Below are 16,875 nucleotides of genomic sequence, written 5' to 3'. Positions count from 1 at the left end.
ACCGGTGACCGGCCTACTCGCCGTCCGGGCGATGGTAAGTCCGGCAGGTCCGGCTTTATTCTTCCGTCAATTTGCCATGTTCCACGTGGAACATTCTGTACTCCGGTGCCTGATTGTCGGGCCACAGGGCGTCGGGCAGCGGGTGTTCGATGGAGGTAATGAACACCTGGCAACGCAGTGCCTGTAGCTTTCGAGCCAGCATGGCCCGGTGACCCACATCCAGCTCGGCATTAATATCGTCGAGCAAAAACGTCACCTGCTTACCCAGTTCACTCAACACCATGCCCTGGGCAATCTTCATCAAGATAACAAGGGTTTTCTGCTGGCCTCTGGAAAAGGTTTCCGCTACTGGCCGGCCCTGAAATTTTAACCGGATGTCGGCTCGATTCGGACCATACAGGGTATGCCCCATCCGACGTTCCTGTTCCCGGTGACTGGCCAGGATATCCAGCAATGACTGACTGCTATCCCAACCTGGATAGAACTCAAGTTTCAGACCCTGAGTCCATCCGACATCGACTTCCTGAACCAGGGTCTGGAACGCTGCCTTGAACCGATCGAACGTGGTTTTTCGGGCCGCGCTGATGCGGTCACTCAGGGCCACGTACTGGCTATCCCAGACCCGCAGCAGGGCTTCGTCTAGTCTACCATTTCTTAGCGTTTGATTCCGCTGTGACGTCACTCTCTGACACTGTTGCCAGGCCGAGGCAAACGAAGGTTCCACGTGGAACACGGCCCAATCGAGAAATTGCCGGCGTTTGCCTGGGCCACCGGCAACAATGTCAAAAACACCCGGGTCAATCACCGATACCGGCAGATGCATGGCCAGCGACGACAGACTGCGAACGCCTTCGCCATCGACCCGCAGGGTGGTTTCCTTCTGGCTGACATCCCGGGCTATCCCGAGCCGATGGGCCACGCCAGCCGCGTCGGGTTCCGTCGACGCATCCAGGCCCCGATCCAGCCCACCGAAGACGGTGAACTGTTGCTCGCCATGACTGACCACCGCCTGATGCCGGCTGACCCGAAACGACCGCCCCAGCCCCAGATAACCAATTGCCTCCAGAACACTGGTCTTGCCGCTGCCGTTTTCGCCGTACAATAAATTGAAGGACGGCGAGAAACTGACCGGGGTCGGGGATAGGTTCCGGAAGTGCTGAGTCTGGAGTTTTACTAACGCCATAAAAACGGGAACTCAACGTGGCGAGGAGGGGAGTTTGAAGCGACCAAAAAAAAGCAGCGTTACCACTCGTGTAACGCTGCCCTAGTGTACAAAAGCCCGCCCGGTAAGGCGACCGCGTTAATGGAGCATGTTCAATCGTTCATCCATGAACACATCCATTTCAGGCGCCAGGATGTGGACGTAGCGATCGAAGTAGAGGAACTGTTTCAGCAGCAAGGCAAACTCCCGCGGAAAATGCAGGCCGTGGCTCTCGCCGATTTTCACCATATCCATCAGGATGTGGTTTACATCGTCTTCGGCCTGATCTGCCTCGTACGGCACCTGATCCGGTACCATCTTGTCCATCTGCTGATACAATCGGCGCAGGTCCGCCGCCAGTTCATCCACCAGTACTGTCTGATGCGTTACCCCGATCCGAATCATGGCGTCGGCCATGCCTTCGAAGTTACCCACCATCACCGACGAAATGAAATCACTGACCGCCTGCCAGGTGTCCGGCTTGATCCGCCCGACAATGCCGAAGTCGATAAAGCCGACCCGACCGTCCTGCAGCACCATCAGGTTACCGGCGTGAACGTCAGCGTGAAAAAATTCACACTGGGTCAGGCTGGCGAACCAGGTGTTCATCGCCGTGATCAGGGTCCGCTCCGGGTCCCGTGCGTAACCCCGGATGCTTTCCAGGTCGGTTAACGGAACCCCGTGGAAACGCTCCATAGTCAGTACCCGGCGGGTGCTGCAATGTTCATACACCAGCGGTACCGTGGCGTCTTCATTGTGCGTATCGTTCAGGAAGTTGCGAAACACCTTCAGGTTATTCGCTTCCTTGATGAAGTCACATTCCTCCATCATGGTGCGCTGGATTTCCTCGACAATCCCGGACAACGAGGTCCAGGATAGTTTCGGCGCCAGCGTCTCCAGGATGCGCGCCGACAGGTACAGGAAATTCAGATCAGTCAGCAGGATGTTTTCCACACCCGGCTTCTGCACCTTGATGACTACATCCTCACCGGTTACCAGCCGTGCCGCGTGAACCTGGGCAATGGAGGCTGACGCCAGCGCCACCGGATCAATATCCGCGTATACCTGGTCAAGCGGCCGATCCAGTTCGTCGCTGATAATCTTCTTGATCACACCGAAGGGCAGGTTGGGGGTTTTATCCAGGCAGTACTGGAATTCCTCCACATACTCCTTCGGGAAGAAGGTGGGCGAGCTGGCAATGAACTGACCCAGCTTGATGTAGGTCGCGCCCAAGGATTCGAAAGTCTGCCGTAACAGACGCGGGGTAGGGGGGCGATCGCCCCGAACCCAATTGACACCGGTACGCCCCAGCACGGACAGGGTTTGTCCAATCCTGAAGGCGCCCTTGATTCCGTTCGTCACGGTGCCCATGGTGATTCTCCTATAGCCGCATCGGCATAACGACGTACAGGCAGCGATTGTCCATCTGGGACTCGATCAGTGCACTGCTGTTCGGATTGGACAGGGTGATTTTCACCTGGTCGTCATCCAGTGCGTTCATCACATCCACCAGATAACCAACGTTGAATCCAATCTGCAGGGATTCACCTTGGTACTCCACCGGCAGTGCATCTTCCGCCTGCTCCTGGTCCGGGTTATTGGCAAACACCTGCAACTCGTTCGGTGCCAGGTTCAGCCGTACCCCGCGAATGTTTTCGTGGGACAGGATACCGGCACGCTGGAGAGTGTTCTTCAGGGTTGCCCGATCGGCCAGGACTACTTTGTCGCCACCTCTGGGGATAACCCGGTTGTAGTCCGGGAACTTGCCCTCGATCAGTTTCGAGGTGAAGGTATAGGCACCGACAGTGGCCCGCAGGTGGTTATCACCGATTACCAGGGTCACCGGTGTTTCCACATCATCCAGCAGCCGGGCCAGTTCCAGCACACCCTTACGGGGCACAATCACCTGCCGCAGTTCCGGACAACCTGTGGATAACTCCAGGTGCGCCATGGCCAGCCGGTGGCCGTCGGTGGCGACGGTACGGACATGGCCCTGATCCACTTCCAGCAACAGGCCGTTCAGGTAATAACGGACATCCTGCTGGGCCATGGCGAACGCCGTGGCATCGAACATCCGCTCCAGTTCTTTCTGGGGCAGTTCCAGACGGAAGCTTTCGGCTTCGTCTTCGACATTCGGGAAATGCTCCGCCGGCAGTGTCGACAGGGTAAAGTGACTTTTTCCACAACGCAGGTGCAACCGGTCACCTTCCAGCCCAAGCTCCAGGGGCGCTTCTTCACCCAGCGCCCGACAGATGTCGGCCAGCTTACGGGCGGGCACGGTGATCCGGCCAGGCTGGTCAACGTGCACCGGAGTTACCCGAGCCACCAGTTCCACTTCCATATTGGTGCCGGTCAGCGTCAGAGTATTATCTTCGGCTACCAGCAGAACATTCGACAGCACCGGCATGGTCTGTTTCTTTTCCACCACGCCAGCAATGCTTTGCAGCGGGGTAAGCAGGGATTCACGGCTGATCGTCAGTTTCATGGCACTCAGCATTCTTTTAAGTTGAAGGGTGAATGTTTTGCGCTAACGCCCGGCATCAGGTGGTCAGCAATCTCATAAAGTTCTGATAATCCTCGCGGATACCCGGATCAGTCTCCTGCAGTTCCACGATTTTCTTGCACGCGTGCAGCACGGTGGTGTGGTCACGGCCACCGAAGGCGTCACCAATTTCCGGCAGACTGTGATTGGTCAATTCCTTGGACAGCGACATCGCCACCTGGCGTGGCCGGGTCACCGTCCGGGTCCGACGCTTGGACAGCAGGTCGGCCACTTTGATCTTGTAATACTCCGCCACGGTACGCTGAATGTTGTCGATGCTGACCTGCTTCTCGTGCAGGGCCAACAGATCTTTCAGACTCTCCCGAATAAACGGCGGGGTAATTTCCGACCCGGTGAAGTGAGCGTTCGCTATCACCAAACGAAGCGCCCCTTCTAGCTCCCGCACGTTTGAGCGGATCTTCTGGGCAATAAAAAAGGCCGCTTCACTACTGAGTTTCACGTTCGCCTGGTCCGCCTTCTTCATCAGGATGGCGACCCGGGTTTCCAGTTCCGGTGGTTCCACCATCACCGTCAGGCCCCAACCAAACCGGGACTTCAAGCGCTCCTCCATGTCGACAATTTCCTTGGGGAAGCGATCACAAGTCACGATGACCTGCTGCCCGCCTTCAAGCAAGGCATTGAAGGTGTGGAAAAACTCTTCCTGGGAGCGCTCCTTGCGGGCGAAAAACTGAATATCGTCGATCAGCAGCGCGTCCACCGACCGATAGTAGCGCTTGAACTCGTTGATCGCGTTCAATTGCAGCGCCTTCACCATATCCGCCACGAACCGTTCGGAACGCAGGTAGGCCACCTTGGCTCCCGGTTTGCGCCGAACGATCTCGTTACCAATCGCGTGCATTAGGTGGGTTTTACCCAGACCAACGCCGCCATAGAGGAACAACGGGTTGTAGGCGCCGCCCGGATTCTCCGCAACCTGCATGGAAGCGGCCCGGGCCAGCTGGTTCGACTTACCTTCCACAAAGGTATCGAAGGTGAAGCCTTCATTCAGGAAACTCTGGTGCTTGATGTCGCCCTCGACCTGAACCGACCGCCGCCCGTTACTTGGGTTACTTGCTTTGGCGCGCACCGAGGTATTGTCGCCGGCACTGACCGCGACACCTTTTTCTTCCTCGGTGACCCGGCTGCCGCTTTCTTCCTGAACCGAGCCACTGGATCGAACCGGGACCTCAGACCGGCTCACCGGCTCACTGTTCCGAGGCGCAGAGCCAACCTTCATATTTACACGGGGAGCCTGGCCTCCGTTCAGATCCTTCAACACTTCTTCTATACGCCGAAGGTATTTCTCATTAACCCAGTCCATAACAAACCGGTTGGGGGCAAACAACATCAGCTGCCCCTCCCGGAGATCGGACTGCAGGGGTCTGAGCCAGGTGTTGAACTGTTGTGCGGGAAACTCGTCCCGGAGTACTTCAAGACATTGATGCCACATGGTGTTCGGCACGACAGCCTGCTCCCGATAACCCAGAAATGTCTCAGATCAGAATAGCGAGACATCCAATCCAAAGAGGTAACGCGAGATTCTAACCCGATGGGCCCACCAGTGAAAGACCGCCGACTATTTCATGAACAGGCTGTGGAAACAAATTAGCAAATTTATCATTTAGTTACAGACTTACCTACAGCCTTGTGTACAGAAAATTCTTTCAATAATTGTTATCCACACCCCCCTGTGTACACCCTGCCTTCAACCCTGTGTGAAACCCTAGGACCGAACGGTGGATAACTAGGAGGTGATCACCCGAAAGCACTTATGCACAATTCGTGGCGCCACTGTCCACAGGGCTCATCGGTACTTGTAAGCCCCCTTATCATCTCCGTAACTTACTGACTAAAAGCCTTTTCCATTGCTTATCCACAGAAAACAGCCTCAGTAATAACAGTAATAATTAATCCTTAAAGAGAATTCTAAAAGAACCTATAGATTTTATTATCTGGTCTGATTTGTCCGGCCAATGGGCACCTGTGAAAACCACTTATCGATACCCATTGAACTTTCCCCCGCATTTGCATATCATGCCGCTCCTGTTTTGGCTGTACATTTTCCAGCCACATACGAATTTTCAACTTACGAATTGTGAGATCATCACCATGAAGAGAACGTTTCAACCAAGCGTCCTGAAGCGTAAGCGCGTACACGGTTTCCGTGCCCGTATGGCCACTGCCAACGGTCGCAAGGTTATTTCCCGTCGTCGTGCCAAAGGCCGCGCACGTCTGTCAGCGTAACCAGCGCGCCTCATGAAGGCTTTGAGTTTCCCGAAATCGCACCGTCTGCTCAGACCGGCTGATTACGGCAAAGTCTTCGATGACGTACAGCTGAAAGTTCCGCACAAGAATTTTCTGATCCTGGCAACACCGAATAATCTCGGGCACGCCAGGATCGGTTTGATTTTTTCCAAGAAAAATCTGAAGCTCGCGGTCCAGAGAAACCGGATCAAGCGACAGGTTCGGGAAACTTTTCGGCATCAGACCGATTACCCCAGCCTGGATATTGTCGTACTCGGTCGCCAGGGGCTAGCCAATCTGGAAACCCCAACGGTAACGGCCGCACTTAACGATTTGTGGCGTCGACTAAAGCGGAAACACCAGCAATCGCTACCTGCGAACGCTCCATCAGCACAACCAGCCGGCAAAGGATCGGGTTGATGCGTAAACTCCTGCTTGCTCCTATCCGTTTCTACCAGTACGCACTCAGTCCCCTGATGGCCAGTCATTGCCGCCATTATCCAACCTGTTCTCAATACGCCGTTGAAGCGATCACCCATCACGGTGCGTTGAAAGGACTGATTCTCGCTACCCGTCGGTTATTGAGATGTCATCCCTGGGCCGAGGGTGGTTATGATCCAGTGCCGGGTATGGCACAATCCGATTCCAGCAAGGCCGTAACACCCTGCCTTCAGGCGAAGCACTCCCACACTACAACCCAGACCAGACAGTAACTCTATGGATATTCAACGCATCGTATTATTTGCCGGCCTGGCTATTGTCAGTTATCTGATGGTGCTTGCCTGGAATGAGGATTACCATCAGCAGCCGCAAACGGAACAGGTGGCCCAGACCAATGCCGGTTCTACCACCGGCGGCGAAGACAGCATGGTGCTTCCTGAGCAGAACCAGAGCACAGGCACCAGTGAGGAGTTCAGCACGCCGGAGAGCGGAGAGCAGATTGCCACCGCGACGGATTCCGACATCACCGTTGAAGACCAGTTTGTTACCGTTCGCACCGACGTCTTCGAGCTCACCATTGACCGGGTCAGTGGCAATCTTATCCACAGCTCACTGACCGATTACGACAAGTCCCTGAACAGCCGGGAACCGCTGAAGCTGCTGACCAACACCAACAGCCGCACCTACGTCATGGAAAGTGGCTTGATTGGCCGCAATGGTCCGGATAGCCGTGCCAATGGCAGCGCGCCGGTATACCAGACCAACGCTGATAGCTATGAGCTGTCTGAAGGCCAGGACCAACTGACTGTGGACCTGACCTACACCACCGACGACGGCGTCAAGATCACCAAGCGCTATCAGTTTGAGCGCAACAGCTATGAAATCGGCGTGCGCTACCTGATCGATAACCAGTCCAACGAGACCTGGAAAGCCAACTTCACCGGTAAGATCGTCCGGGATCAGGCACCCGACCCGACCGCTCAGAACAGCATGGGTATTCAGGCGTTCCTGGGCATGGTGATGAGTTCTTCGGAGGATCCGTACGAGAAGTTTGATTTCGGTGATCTGGCCGAAACTCCGGTGAATCAGTCCGTTACCAACGGCTGGCTGGCGTTCCTGCAGCACTACTTCCTGGCGGCATGGGTACCCGAGCCTGATCAACCGGCTCAGTTCCAGACTACACGTCGCGGCCCTCTGTACGTGATGGGCTTTGTCTATCCGGCCACTACGGTGGCGTCCGGTGACACCGTGGAAGTGGGCGCCCGTGCTTACATCGGCCCGAAGATTATCGATCGACTGGAGAATGTCGCACCGAACCTGGATCGCACCGTCGATTTCGGTTTCCTGTTCTTCATTTCACTGCCGCTGTTTATCATCCTGGAGTGGTTCTACGGCCTGGTAGGCAATTGGGGTGTCGCCATCATCCTGCTGACCGTGCTGGTCAAGGCGGTGTTCTTCCACCTGTCGGCCACCAGCTACAAGTCGATGGCGAAGATGCGTGCGGTGGCGCCGCAGTTGACTCGCCTCAAGGAACTGTACGGCGACGACCGACAGCGCATGTCCCAGGAAATGATGGCGCTGTACAAGCGTGAGAAAATCAATCCGCTGGGCGGCTGTCTGCCGATCCTGGTGCAGATGCCGGTGTTTATCTCCCTGTACTGGGTACTGTTCGAGAGCGTGCAGTTGCGTCACGCCCCGTTCATGCTCTGGATTCAGGATTTGTCCCAGATGGATCCGTACTTCATTCTGCCGATCCTGATGGGCGCCAGCATGTTCCTGCAGATGCACCTGAACCCGACACCGCCGGATCCGATGCAGGCCAAGATCATGAAGATGATGCCGCTGATCTTTACGGTGTTCTTCCTCTGGTTCCCGGCCGGTCTGGTACTGTACTGGCTGGTGAACAATATTCTGTCGATCAGTCAGCAGTGGTACATTACCCGCAAGATTGAAGCAGAGACGGCTGGGAAAAAGTACTAACAACCGGTACTTTTGACCCGACCCAGACAGAGGCTCCTTCACGGAGCCTCTGTTGTTTGCGCCCGAAGGAATGTTCATGAGCCAGACAGCAGACACAATTGCCGCTATTGCCACTGCCCCCGGCCAGGCCGGCGTGGGGATTGTTCGGGTGTCGGGCCCAGCCGCCGCGGACATCGCCCGGCAAATGCTGGGCTTTATCCCCAAGCCGCGATACGCCCATTACGGCCCTTTCCTGGACCAGGATGGTGGCCTGATCGATGAAGGCATCGGATTGTTCTTCCCCAACCCGCATTCGTTCACCGGCGAAGATGTGTTCGAACTCCAGGGCCATGGCGGTACCGTTATCCTTGACCTGTTGTTGCGGGAAGTCTGCAGCTATGGCGCGCGGCTGGCGCGGCCGGGTGAGTTTTCCGAGCGGGCGTTTCTGAACGACAAACTGGATCTGGCCCAGGCCGAGGCCATCGCCGATCTCATCGAAAGCAGTTCGGAGCAGGCCGCACGCTGCGCCGTGCGCTCCATGCAGGGGGTGTTCTCCCGACGTGTCGACGACCTGGTGGATGCGGTGACTCACCTGCGCATCTACGTGGAAGCGGCCATCGACTTTCCCGAGGAAGAGATCGATTTCCTGGCCGACGGCAAGGTTGCCGGTGATCTGCAGCAGCTGCTCGACCGGTTGGAGATCATCCTCGGTGAGGCCCAGCAAGGCACCATTCTCCGGGATGGCATGAAGGTGGTGATTGCCGGCCGTCCCAACGCCGGCAAGTCGAGCCTGCTCAATGCCCTGGCCGGTCGCGAGGCGGCCATCGTTACCGCCATCGAAGGCACCACCCGGGATGTCCTGCGCGAACATATTCACATCGATGGCATGCCGCTGCACATCATCGACACCGCGGGCCTGCGGGACAGCCCGGACGAGGTTGAGCAGATCGGTATTGCCCGGGCCTGGGATGAAATTGCCCAGGCCGACCGGATCCTGCTGATGGTGGACGCTACGACCACCGATCAGACCGAACCCCACGAGATCTGGCCGGATTTTATCGACCGCCTACCCGCCAATGCGCCCGTTACCGTGGTGCGGAACAAGGTCGACCTGTCCTCGGAAACCGTGGGCTTTACCGACACCGACGGCAGTAGTGCGCCGGTGATCCGACTGGCAGCAAAATCCTCCGACGGCCTCGAGGTACTGAGGAATCATCTTAAGCAATGCATGGGGTTTGCCAGCACCACCGAGGGTGGCTTCCTGGCCCGGCGCCGGCACTTGGATGCCCTGGAGCGGGCGCGCGAAAATCTGTTGCAGGGCCAGGGTCAGCTGGAAGGTTACGGCGCTGGCGAACTGCTCGCGGAAGACCTGCGCGCGGCTCAGGATGCCCTGGGGGAAATCACCGGGCACCTGAGTCCGGACGAACTGCTCGGCAAGATCTTCTCCAGTTTCTGCATTGGTAAATAACAGCGGATTGCCGGCATGCCGGCGGTGCGCCCGGTTTTGTTTCAGCCCCGTTACCAATTGATACGTTTTTATCTCCCAATCCGGGAACGCACAGCGGTAATCTGGCGTTCTAGTTAGGGAATTTACTTATTGAGTACATTAGGGAGTAAAGGCGTGATCAAACTAGTAACAGGTTTTGCTACGGTGGCGCTGACGCTGATGGCGTCGACAACCACCGTGCAGGCAGAAGAACGGCTCTACCTCTACACCGAAAATTTCCCTCCGTACAACATGAGCGCATCCGGGCGTGCGTTTGAGCATGGTCAGGAGGATATTGACGGGTTGTGCACGGAGCTGGTGGTGGCGGCGCTGAAGCAGACCAATCTCGATTACCGCATCAAGCTCCGCAACTGGGACTACGGTTACAACCGCGCTCTGAGCAAGGAAAACCACGGCATTTTCTGTACCACCTACACCGAGGAGCGCGCGCCGCTGTTCAAGTGGGTGGGGCCTCTGACCGACAACCTGTGGACAGTTTTCGCACCACCGGGTTCTGACTTCGAGATGGACGAGCTCTCGGACGCCAGGGGCATGGTGTTCGGTGGTTACCGTAATGACGTCAAATCGGAATATCTGATCAAGAATGGTTACGAAGTGTCGGCGCTGGACAGCGATGACCTGAACCCGAAGCGGCTGGAACTGGGCCAGATCGATCTCTGGCTGGCTGACCGCCTGGGCGGTCCTTATGTGGCGTCACAGCAAAACGTGGAAGGCCTGGTACCGGTGTTTTCGTTCAACGACACCCAGCTGTTTCTGGCCCTGAACCTGGAGACGTCGGATAAGATAGTTGCCGAACTGAAAAGCGGCCTGGCAGCCATTCGAGAGTCCGGTATGTTCGAGGCGATTGAGACCAAATACGGCCTTTGACCGAAAGCTACGACCCGCTCTGGCGTGGGGGCCAGTAAGTAAAGCCCCCGTCCTTCCCGCCTGAGCCGGGTTTAACCAGTGCGGCCAAAGCTTCGGTCGGACCGCGCTTCCAGCGCCTCGGTGTCACTGCGGTTGCCAAGAAAATCAGGCCGTGGCTTGTTGCCACAGAAAGGCTGCGCCAGCAGGTTTTCCACACTGTTGTAAACGAAGAACAGATTGCTGCGCGGCCAGGGCGACATGTTGGCATTGGACGCGTGTAGAGTGTTGCACTCAAAGATGATCAGGGAGCCTGCTGGCCCGGTCGGGGCCTTTATCCCATGCTCATCCACGATGCGCCTCAGATCCTGAGCATTGGGTACGCCCAACTCCTGTTTTTTAAGCGACGACTGGTAATTGTCTTCCGGAGTTCGGCCAACACAGGGTATAAACGTCTTGTGGGAGCCGGGTACCAACATCAGCGGTCCGTTGAATGGCGTATTGTCGGTCAGGGCGATGGAAAAGCTGACGGCACGCATTCGCGGCATACCATCCTCGGCGTGCCAGGTTTCGAAGTCGGAGTGCCAGTCGAAGCCCTTGCCGTGAAAACCCGGTTTGAAATTGATCCGGGACTGGTGAATATAGGCGTCGCTGCCCAGCAGTTGATGCACCATATCCAGGATTTTCGGATCCCGGGTCAGGCGGTCGAAGCGTTCCGACAGCTGGTGAATGCCGAAAATGGAACGGATTTCCTGTTTGCGCGGTTCGGTAATGGTGCCTTCTGATCGCAGCACACTGTCGTTTCGTTCGTAGGCGCGTAGATCGTCGCGGAAGCGGCGCACGGTGTCCGTATCCAGGAAGTTATCGAACACCAGAAAGCCATCGCGCTCATATTGAGCCAGTTCGTTTTCAGTCAGCGGGCCCCGGTTGCGATCCGCTCCTTGGCTGTAGACCACCGGATCGAGCCGATCGAAGGGCGGAATGGGGCGCTCAAGGCGCGTGGGATAAAAGTCGTCAGAACGAGTCTCCATATTCGAACCTCCTTCTTTTATAGTGAATATCAATAAATTCTTATTTATTTCAAAAGGTTAAATTATCCGATTTGGAACTGCGCCAAGAGAATTGGGGGCTGCCCCGTACTTTTCAAGGGTGCTGGGCTGACTTTGTGACAGCAACTAGTTACAGATAGCGCCCTTAACCTCTCGGTGGACCCGGCGGGTAATGCCGGTAAACAGGGTATAGGAAATGGTGCCGCACCACGGCGCAACCTCATTGGCCAACAGGTTCTTTCCCCAAAGTTCTACCGCAGAGCCCAGGCCGGCATCCAGGCCTGTGAGGTCTACGGTGAGCATGTCCATGGATACTCGACCGATCAGTTGGGTTCGCTGACCGTTCACGAGCACTGGTGTGCCATTGCGGGCCTGACGCGGATAGCCGTCGGCATAGCCCAGAGCCACTGTGCCGATTCGCGTTGGTCGTTCACAGACCCAGGTACCGTTGTAGCCGACAGCGTCGCCGGGTTGAAGCTCATGTACGGCAATAATCTCTGAAGTCAGGGTCATCGCTGGTTGCAACAGGGGCTGGATATCGTCCTCACCGCTGAACGGGGACGAACCATAGAGAATTATCCCCGGACGTTGCCAATCATGGAGGGCCAGGGGATGCTTCATCGTGCCAGCGGAGTTGGCAATGCTCCTAGGTGAAGGACAGTCGCGATGGATATTGTTGAACCGTTCTATCTGTTTTTCCGTTTCGGGACTTGCCGGATTGTCGGCGGACGTAAGGTGGCTCAGTAGCGTAATACTGCTGACCTGTGGAAGGTTGCCAAGCCGCTTATAGGCGAGCTTGTATCCGTCCGGTGTGAAGCCTAGTCGGTTCATGCCGGTATTCAGTTTCAACCAGACATGCACCGGCTCGGTCAGCTTTGCGGAAGCGATGGCTTCCAGCTGGAAATCATTGTGTACCGCGGTCCAGATATTGTGGCGGCAGATGTAATCGAGCTCGTCAGCAGAGAAGAACCCCTCCAGCAGCAAAATCGGTTTGCGAATACCGGCCTCTCGCAGTTCGATGGCTTCTTCTATGCAGGCAACGGCAAACCCCGGAGTGTAGGGTTCGAGTTTTTGGGCCACATCAACAGCGCCATGGCCATAGGCGTTGGCCTTTACCACCGCCAGAGCTTTTTGCTCCGGCGCCTGCGATATTGCGATCTGGTAGTTGTGGGCAATGGAATCCAGATCTATCGTCAAAGTTGCGGGTCGGGCCATGGTAGATACCTTTTTACTAATCGCTGGGTGTGTAACGTCAGTGATAACGAGCCATTGAAAGTCCCTCGTGATCGAGGTCGGGGGTTTTCCCGTTAACGACATCGGCCACATAGCGGGAGGCGCCCAGTGACATGGTCCAGCCCAGAGTACCGTGACCGCTGTTCAGGACCAGATTGTCGTATTGGGTGTTGCCCAGAATGGGCACGCTGTCCGGGGTCATTGGACGCAGTCCGGTCCAGAATTCAGCACTATCAACATCACCCGCTCCGGGGAACAGGTCCCGCACCGTAAACTCGATGGCGCCCCGGCGTTTCAGGTTCAGTTCCTTGTTGAAGCTGGCGATCTCGGCGATGCCGCCGACCCGGATACGGTCATCAAATCGGGTAACCGCCACCTTGTATTTCTGATCCATCACGGTGGAAACCGGTGCCTTGTTCTCGTCAACAATCGGCATGGTCAGGGAGTAACCCTTCAACGGATAGATTGGAAGGTGGATCCCGATTTTGCGTGTCAGGTACGGTGCGTAACTGCCCAGCGCTATCACATACTTATCGGCTTTGAGTTCGCCGGCGCTGGTTTTCAGTGAGCTGACTTTGCCTTTCGCGGTTTCGATGGAGTGGATTTCAGTGCCCATCATGAACTGCACGCCGAGTTTCCGGCACTCCTGCGCCAGACCGTTAGTGAACTTGTGGCAGTCACCGGTCCCATCGCCGGGCAGATACAGACCGCCGACGATCTTGTGTTTCACGTTGGCCAGAGCCGGCTCCTGGTTGATGCAGTTTTGAACATCGACTATTTCGTGGGGAACATTGCAACGCTCAAGAATCGCCACGTCACTGGCCGCACCATCCAGCTCTTTCTGACTCCGGAAAACTTCCAGCGTCCCCTTCATTCGCACGTCATAGTCAAGATCAAGCTCAGTGTTCAGCTCCCGGAAACATTCCGCACTGTAGCGGGCAACACGGAGCATGCGCTCTTTGTTCACATCGAACGCTCGCGAAGAACACTGTGCCAGCATTTTCATCATCCAGCTGATGGTGTTGGCATCGAACCGTTTGACGTCGAAATAGAGAGGCGAAATGTCCTGCATCATCCATTTGATGGCTTTCAACGGCACTCCGGGTGCACCCCAGGGCGTTGAATAATCAAACGACAACATGCCCGCGTTGGCAAAGCTTGTTTCCGTGGCTGGCGTGTCCAGGCGATCGACCACAGTAACCTCATTACCCGCTTTGGCCAGATACCAGGCGGTCGTCACACCGATAACTCCGCTACCCAAAACCAGCACTTTCATACACCGCCCTCAATAATGGATTATTCGTTGGATATCACCATTTTATTACCAAAACACCAAGATTAAGCTTTGATTTAAGGATTTATAAAGGGCTAAAATTTACAAAAACGTAAATTAACAGTGGAAAATACTGATCATGATTGAAGGGCGCAGGCGTTCTCTCGACAAACTGGATATCCGTATCCTTAAAGCACTACAAAAGGATGGCCGAATCAGTTACGTAGACCTCGCCGATAAGGTCGGCCTGAGTTCGACTCCCTGTATCGAACGGGTGAGACGGCTGGAGAAAGAAGGCTATATCGAGGGCTATCATGCCCGTCTGAATCCCGAGTTACTCGGATACAACATGCTGGTGTTCGTGGAGATTTCCTTGTCTTACCAGTCCCCGGATTCTTTCCAGAAATTCAGCGAAGCGGTTGAAGAGTTGCCCTATATTCTGGAATGCCATCTGGTGTCAGGGGATTCCGATTACCTCATCAAGGCACGGATCAGCGGGATATCCGAATACCGCGAGCTGCTCGGCGACATGCTGTTGACGCTACCCGGGGTCAAGAACTCCAAGAGCTATATCGTGATGGAAGAAGTAAAGGAAAGTCTTTTCCTGCCTTTGGACTAGAGCAGTCATACCAGATTGGTGAAATCGGATACTTCAACGGTGCCGGCTTGAGATAATCGGCCCGGTCCGGGGCCATAGTGACCAGTAACGAAAAGGGCGCCTTGAGGCGCCCTTTTCGATTTTCTGTATTAACGTTGAATTGCACTATTTGCCTTTCCAGGGCACCAAGGTCTTTTCTGCATAGCGCATCAACATATCAAAGAGGTAGGCGATGATGCCGATCATGATAATACCCATGATAACCACATCGGTTACCAGAAACTCGGCAGCATTCAGTACCATGAATCCCAGGCCCGCCTGGGCGGCCACCATCTCTGCAGCGACCAGGGTTGTCCACCCGAAACCGATCCCTATGCGCATGCCGGTCAGAATCTCCGGAAGAGCGTTTTTGAGAATGATATAGCGGATGACCTGCCACCTGGAGGCGCCCATGGAGTAGGCCGCATGAATCTGCTCAATAGCAACAGAACGTACTCCGGCACGGGCGCTCAGGGCCATGGGTGCAAAAATAGCCATATAGATCAGCACGATTTTCGAGGTCTCGCCGATGCCCAGCCAGATGATCACGAGCGGCAGATAAGCCAGCGGTGGCAGTGGCCGATAGAACTCGATGATCGGGTCGAACAGTCCGCGACCGACCCGGTTGACACCCATCAGAATGCCGATGGGAATGGCTGTTAGCATCGCAAGGGCGAAGGCACCGAACACCCTCAGCATACTCCAACCGGTGTGTTCCAAGAGTGACGCACCTGCGAAGCCTTCAGTCAGTATTTCCCAGAAACGGGCGACGACGGCCAGTGGCGAAGGCAGGAACAGTGGACCGATCCAGCCCGCGGCTGTAACTATGTACCAGAGCAGTAACAGGCTTGTTGCTGTTACCACGCTGATAGCAAGGCTTTTTCCATGACCGGGCGCACCATAGGATTCTCCCGGCATGACGGGGCCTGCCGAAAACAGTTTGCGGATTCGCTGAATCACGTTAGGGGAGGCCTGTTTATTGACGGGCTCGGCTTTGCTGGTAACGGGTTTGTTTCGTTCCGGCTGGGCAACAGCAGTTTTTGGGCTAAGTGCTTTCGTAGCCATCATCAGTGCAACCCTCCAACCACTTCGTCGCCGTGGATTATGCCCAGGACTTCCTCACGCATGGCGATGAAGTCTGGCATTGACTTTACCTTGCGCGCGTCACGGCATTCGAGAAAGCGTTCATTGAAGTCGAGCTTGAATTCATGAGTTATTCGGCCCGGACGCGGAGACATGATGATTAACCGGGAAGCCATGAACAGCGCTTCCTCGACACTATGGGTGATAAAAAACATCATTTTCTGAGTTTCTTTCCATACATCCAGCAACAGCTCCTGCAGCACTTCCCGGGTGAGGGCGTCCAGAGCCCCGAGGGGTTCATCCAGAAGGAGCATTTTGGGATCGTTGGTCAGAGCGCGGGCGATGCCCACTCGTTGCTGCATACCACCGGATAGCTGGTACACCGGGTGATTGTGGAATTCTTCGAGACCGACGAGTTTGAGAAAGTGCGTCGCCCGCTCACGTCGCTCTTTCTTGCCAATGCCCTGGAGCTTGAGACCGAACTCGGTATTTTCGATGACGTTAAGCCAGGGTAGAAGGGCGTGTTTCTGAAACACCACACCCCGTTCCTTGCCCGGACCGTCGATTTTGTCGCGCAGGTCAATGCCACAAGCCACTCGTGGCAGTCCGCTGATCTGACTCTGCCCGAGGGTCAGGTAGCCCTCGGTCGGCGAAATGAAACCGGCCATCAGGCTGAGCAGAGTGGTTTTGCCGCATCCGGAAGCACCCAAGGCGACCACGAATTCGCCCGGTTCGATGGTGAAATTGATATCCGATAGCGCGCGAACCTGCTCACCGCCGTTCAGGCCCGGGTAGACCACTGAGACATCATGAATCTGCAGTTTGCTCATGGAGATAGCTCCTGTATTCGATCGGTGCCCCAG

The 16,875-nt window shown here is 55.8% G+C and carries 16 protein-coding genes; 7 read left to right on the top strand and 9 right to left on the bottom strand.

Annotation, left to right across the window (positions count from 1 at the left end):
• Window positions 1–55 precede the first annotated feature (55 nt).
• From recF to dnaA, 4 genes are all read right to left on the bottom strand, one after another.
• Window positions 56–1,183 (bottom strand): DNA replication/repair protein RecF, encoded by a 1,128-nt coding sequence (recF, locus tag FCS96_RS07375; RefSeq protein ID WP_138439722.1) that lies wholly within the window; start codon window positions 1,181–1,183, stop codon window positions 56–58.
• 117 nt (window positions 1,184–1,300) lie between these two features.
• Window positions 1,301–2,572: an ABC1 kinase family protein gene (locus FCS96_RS07370; RefSeq protein ID WP_138439721.1), complete on the bottom strand. Its 1,272-nt coding sequence runs from the start codon at window positions 2,570–2,572 to the stop codon at window positions 1,301–1,303.
• A 10-nt stretch (window positions 2,573–2,582) separates the two neighbouring features.
• Entirely contained in the window at window positions 2,583–3,686 is a 1,104-nt protein-coding gene (gene dnaN / locus FCS96_RS07365) for a DNA polymerase III subunit beta (protein ID WP_138439720.1), read from the bottom strand.
• 55 nt (window positions 3,687–3,741) lie between these two features.
• On the bottom strand, window positions 3,742–5,205 hold the full coding sequence (gene dnaA, locus FCS96_RS07360; RefSeq protein WP_138439719.1) for a chromosomal replication initiator protein DnaA: 1,464 nt from the start codon (window positions 5,203–5,205) through the stop codon (window positions 3,742–3,744).
• Window positions 5,206–5,852: 647 nt separating this feature from the next.
• Here dnaA and rpmH point away from each other — a divergent pair.
• The 6 genes from rpmH to FCS96_RS07330 all read left to right on the top strand — a co-directional run bounded on the left by rpmH (window position 5,853) and on the right by FCS96_RS07330 (window position 10,761).
• On the top strand, window positions 5,853–5,987 hold the full coding sequence (gene rpmH, locus FCS96_RS07355; RefSeq protein WP_008172542.1) for a 50S ribosomal protein L34: 135 nt from the start codon (window positions 5,853–5,855) through the stop codon (window positions 5,985–5,987).
• Between the two features lie 12 nt (window positions 5,988–5,999).
• The gene (rnpA, locus tag FCS96_RS07350) at window positions 6,000–6,407 is read left to right on the top strand and encodes a ribonuclease P protein component (RefSeq protein WP_138439718.1); all 408 of its coding nucleotides are present in this window, start codon (window positions 6,000–6,002) and stop codon (window positions 6,405–6,407) included.
• Window positions 6,407–6,700, top strand: coding sequence for a membrane protein insertion efficiency factor YidD (gene yidD / locus FCS96_RS07345; RefSeq protein WP_212747057.1), 294 nt, complete (start codon window positions 6,407–6,409; stop codon window positions 6,698–6,700). Before rnpA ends, yidD begins: the two co-directional genes overlap by 1 nt.
• A 4-nt stretch (window positions 6,701–6,704) precedes the next feature.
• On the top strand, window positions 6,705–8,408 hold the full coding sequence (yidC, locus tag FCS96_RS07340; RefSeq protein WP_138439717.1) for a membrane protein insertase YidC: 1,704 nt from the start codon (window positions 6,705–6,707) through the stop codon (window positions 8,406–8,408).
• 76 nt (window positions 8,409–8,484) lie between these two features.
• Window positions 8,485–9,855, top strand: coding sequence for a tRNA uridine-5-carboxymethylaminomethyl(34) synthesis GTPase MnmE (gene mnmE / locus FCS96_RS07335; RefSeq protein WP_138439716.1), 1,371 nt, complete (start codon window positions 8,485–8,487; stop codon window positions 9,853–9,855).
• Window positions 9,856–10,008: 153 nt separating this feature from the next.
• On the top strand, window positions 10,009–10,761 hold the full coding sequence (locus tag FCS96_RS07330; RefSeq protein ID WP_228264047.1) for a substrate-binding periplasmic protein: 753 nt from the start codon (window positions 10,009–10,011) through the stop codon (window positions 10,759–10,761).
• Between the two features lie 71 nt (window positions 10,762–10,832).
• On the opposite strand, the gene thpD is transcribed toward FCS96_RS07330, so the two are convergent.
• The 3 genes from thpD to FCS96_RS07315 all read right to left on the bottom strand — a co-directional run bounded on the left by thpD (window position 10,833) and on the right by FCS96_RS07315 (window position 14,295).
• Entirely contained in the window at window positions 10,833–11,768 is a 936-nt protein-coding gene (gene thpD, locus FCS96_RS07325) for an ectoine hydroxylase (protein WP_138439715.1), read from the bottom strand.
• Window positions 11,769–11,912: 144 nt separating this feature from the next.
• A complete protein-coding gene (alr, locus tag FCS96_RS07320) occupies window positions 11,913–13,001 on the bottom strand; it encodes an alanine racemase (RefSeq protein WP_138439714.1) in 1,089 nt (362 codons plus the stop codon).
• Between the two features lie 37 nt (window positions 13,002–13,038).
• Window positions 13,039–14,295 carry a D-amino acid dehydrogenase gene (locus tag FCS96_RS07315; RefSeq protein WP_138439713.1) on the bottom strand — a complete coding sequence of 419 codons (1,257 nt, stop codon included), beginning with the start codon at window positions 14,293–14,295 and terminating at the stop codon, window positions 13,039–13,041.
• A 136-nt stretch (window positions 14,296–14,431) separates the two neighbouring features.
• On the opposite strand from FCS96_RS07315, the gene FCS96_RS07310 reads away from it, so the two are divergent.
• The gene (locus FCS96_RS07310) at window positions 14,432–14,911 is read left to right on the top strand and encodes a winged helix-turn-helix transcriptional regulator (RefSeq protein WP_138439712.1); all 480 of its coding nucleotides are present in this window, start codon (window positions 14,432–14,434) and stop codon (window positions 14,909–14,911) included.
• Window positions 14,912–15,055: 144 nt separating this feature from the next.
• On the opposite strand, the gene FCS96_RS07305 is transcribed toward FCS96_RS07310, so the two are convergent.
• On the bottom strand, window positions 15,056–15,997 hold the full coding sequence (locus FCS96_RS07305; RefSeq protein ID WP_212747056.1) for an ABC transporter permease subunit: 942 nt from the start codon (window positions 15,995–15,997) through the stop codon (window positions 15,056–15,058).
• On the bottom strand, window positions 15,997–16,842 hold the full coding sequence (locus tag FCS96_RS07300; RefSeq protein WP_138439711.1) for a taurine ABC transporter ATP-binding protein: 846 nt from the start codon (window positions 16,840–16,842) through the stop codon (window positions 15,997–15,999). The genes FCS96_RS07305 and FCS96_RS07300 overlap by 1 nt, the downstream gene beginning before the upstream one ends.
• Between the last annotated feature and the right edge of the window lie 33 nt (window positions 16,843–16,875).

The organism is Marinobacter alexandrii, assembly GCF_005871205.1.
Classification (GTDB): Bacteria; Pseudomonadota; Gammaproteobacteria; order Pseudomonadales; family Oleiphilaceae; genus Marinobacter; species Marinobacter alexandrii.
This window is presented reverse-complemented; position numbering and strand designations above follow the sequence as displayed.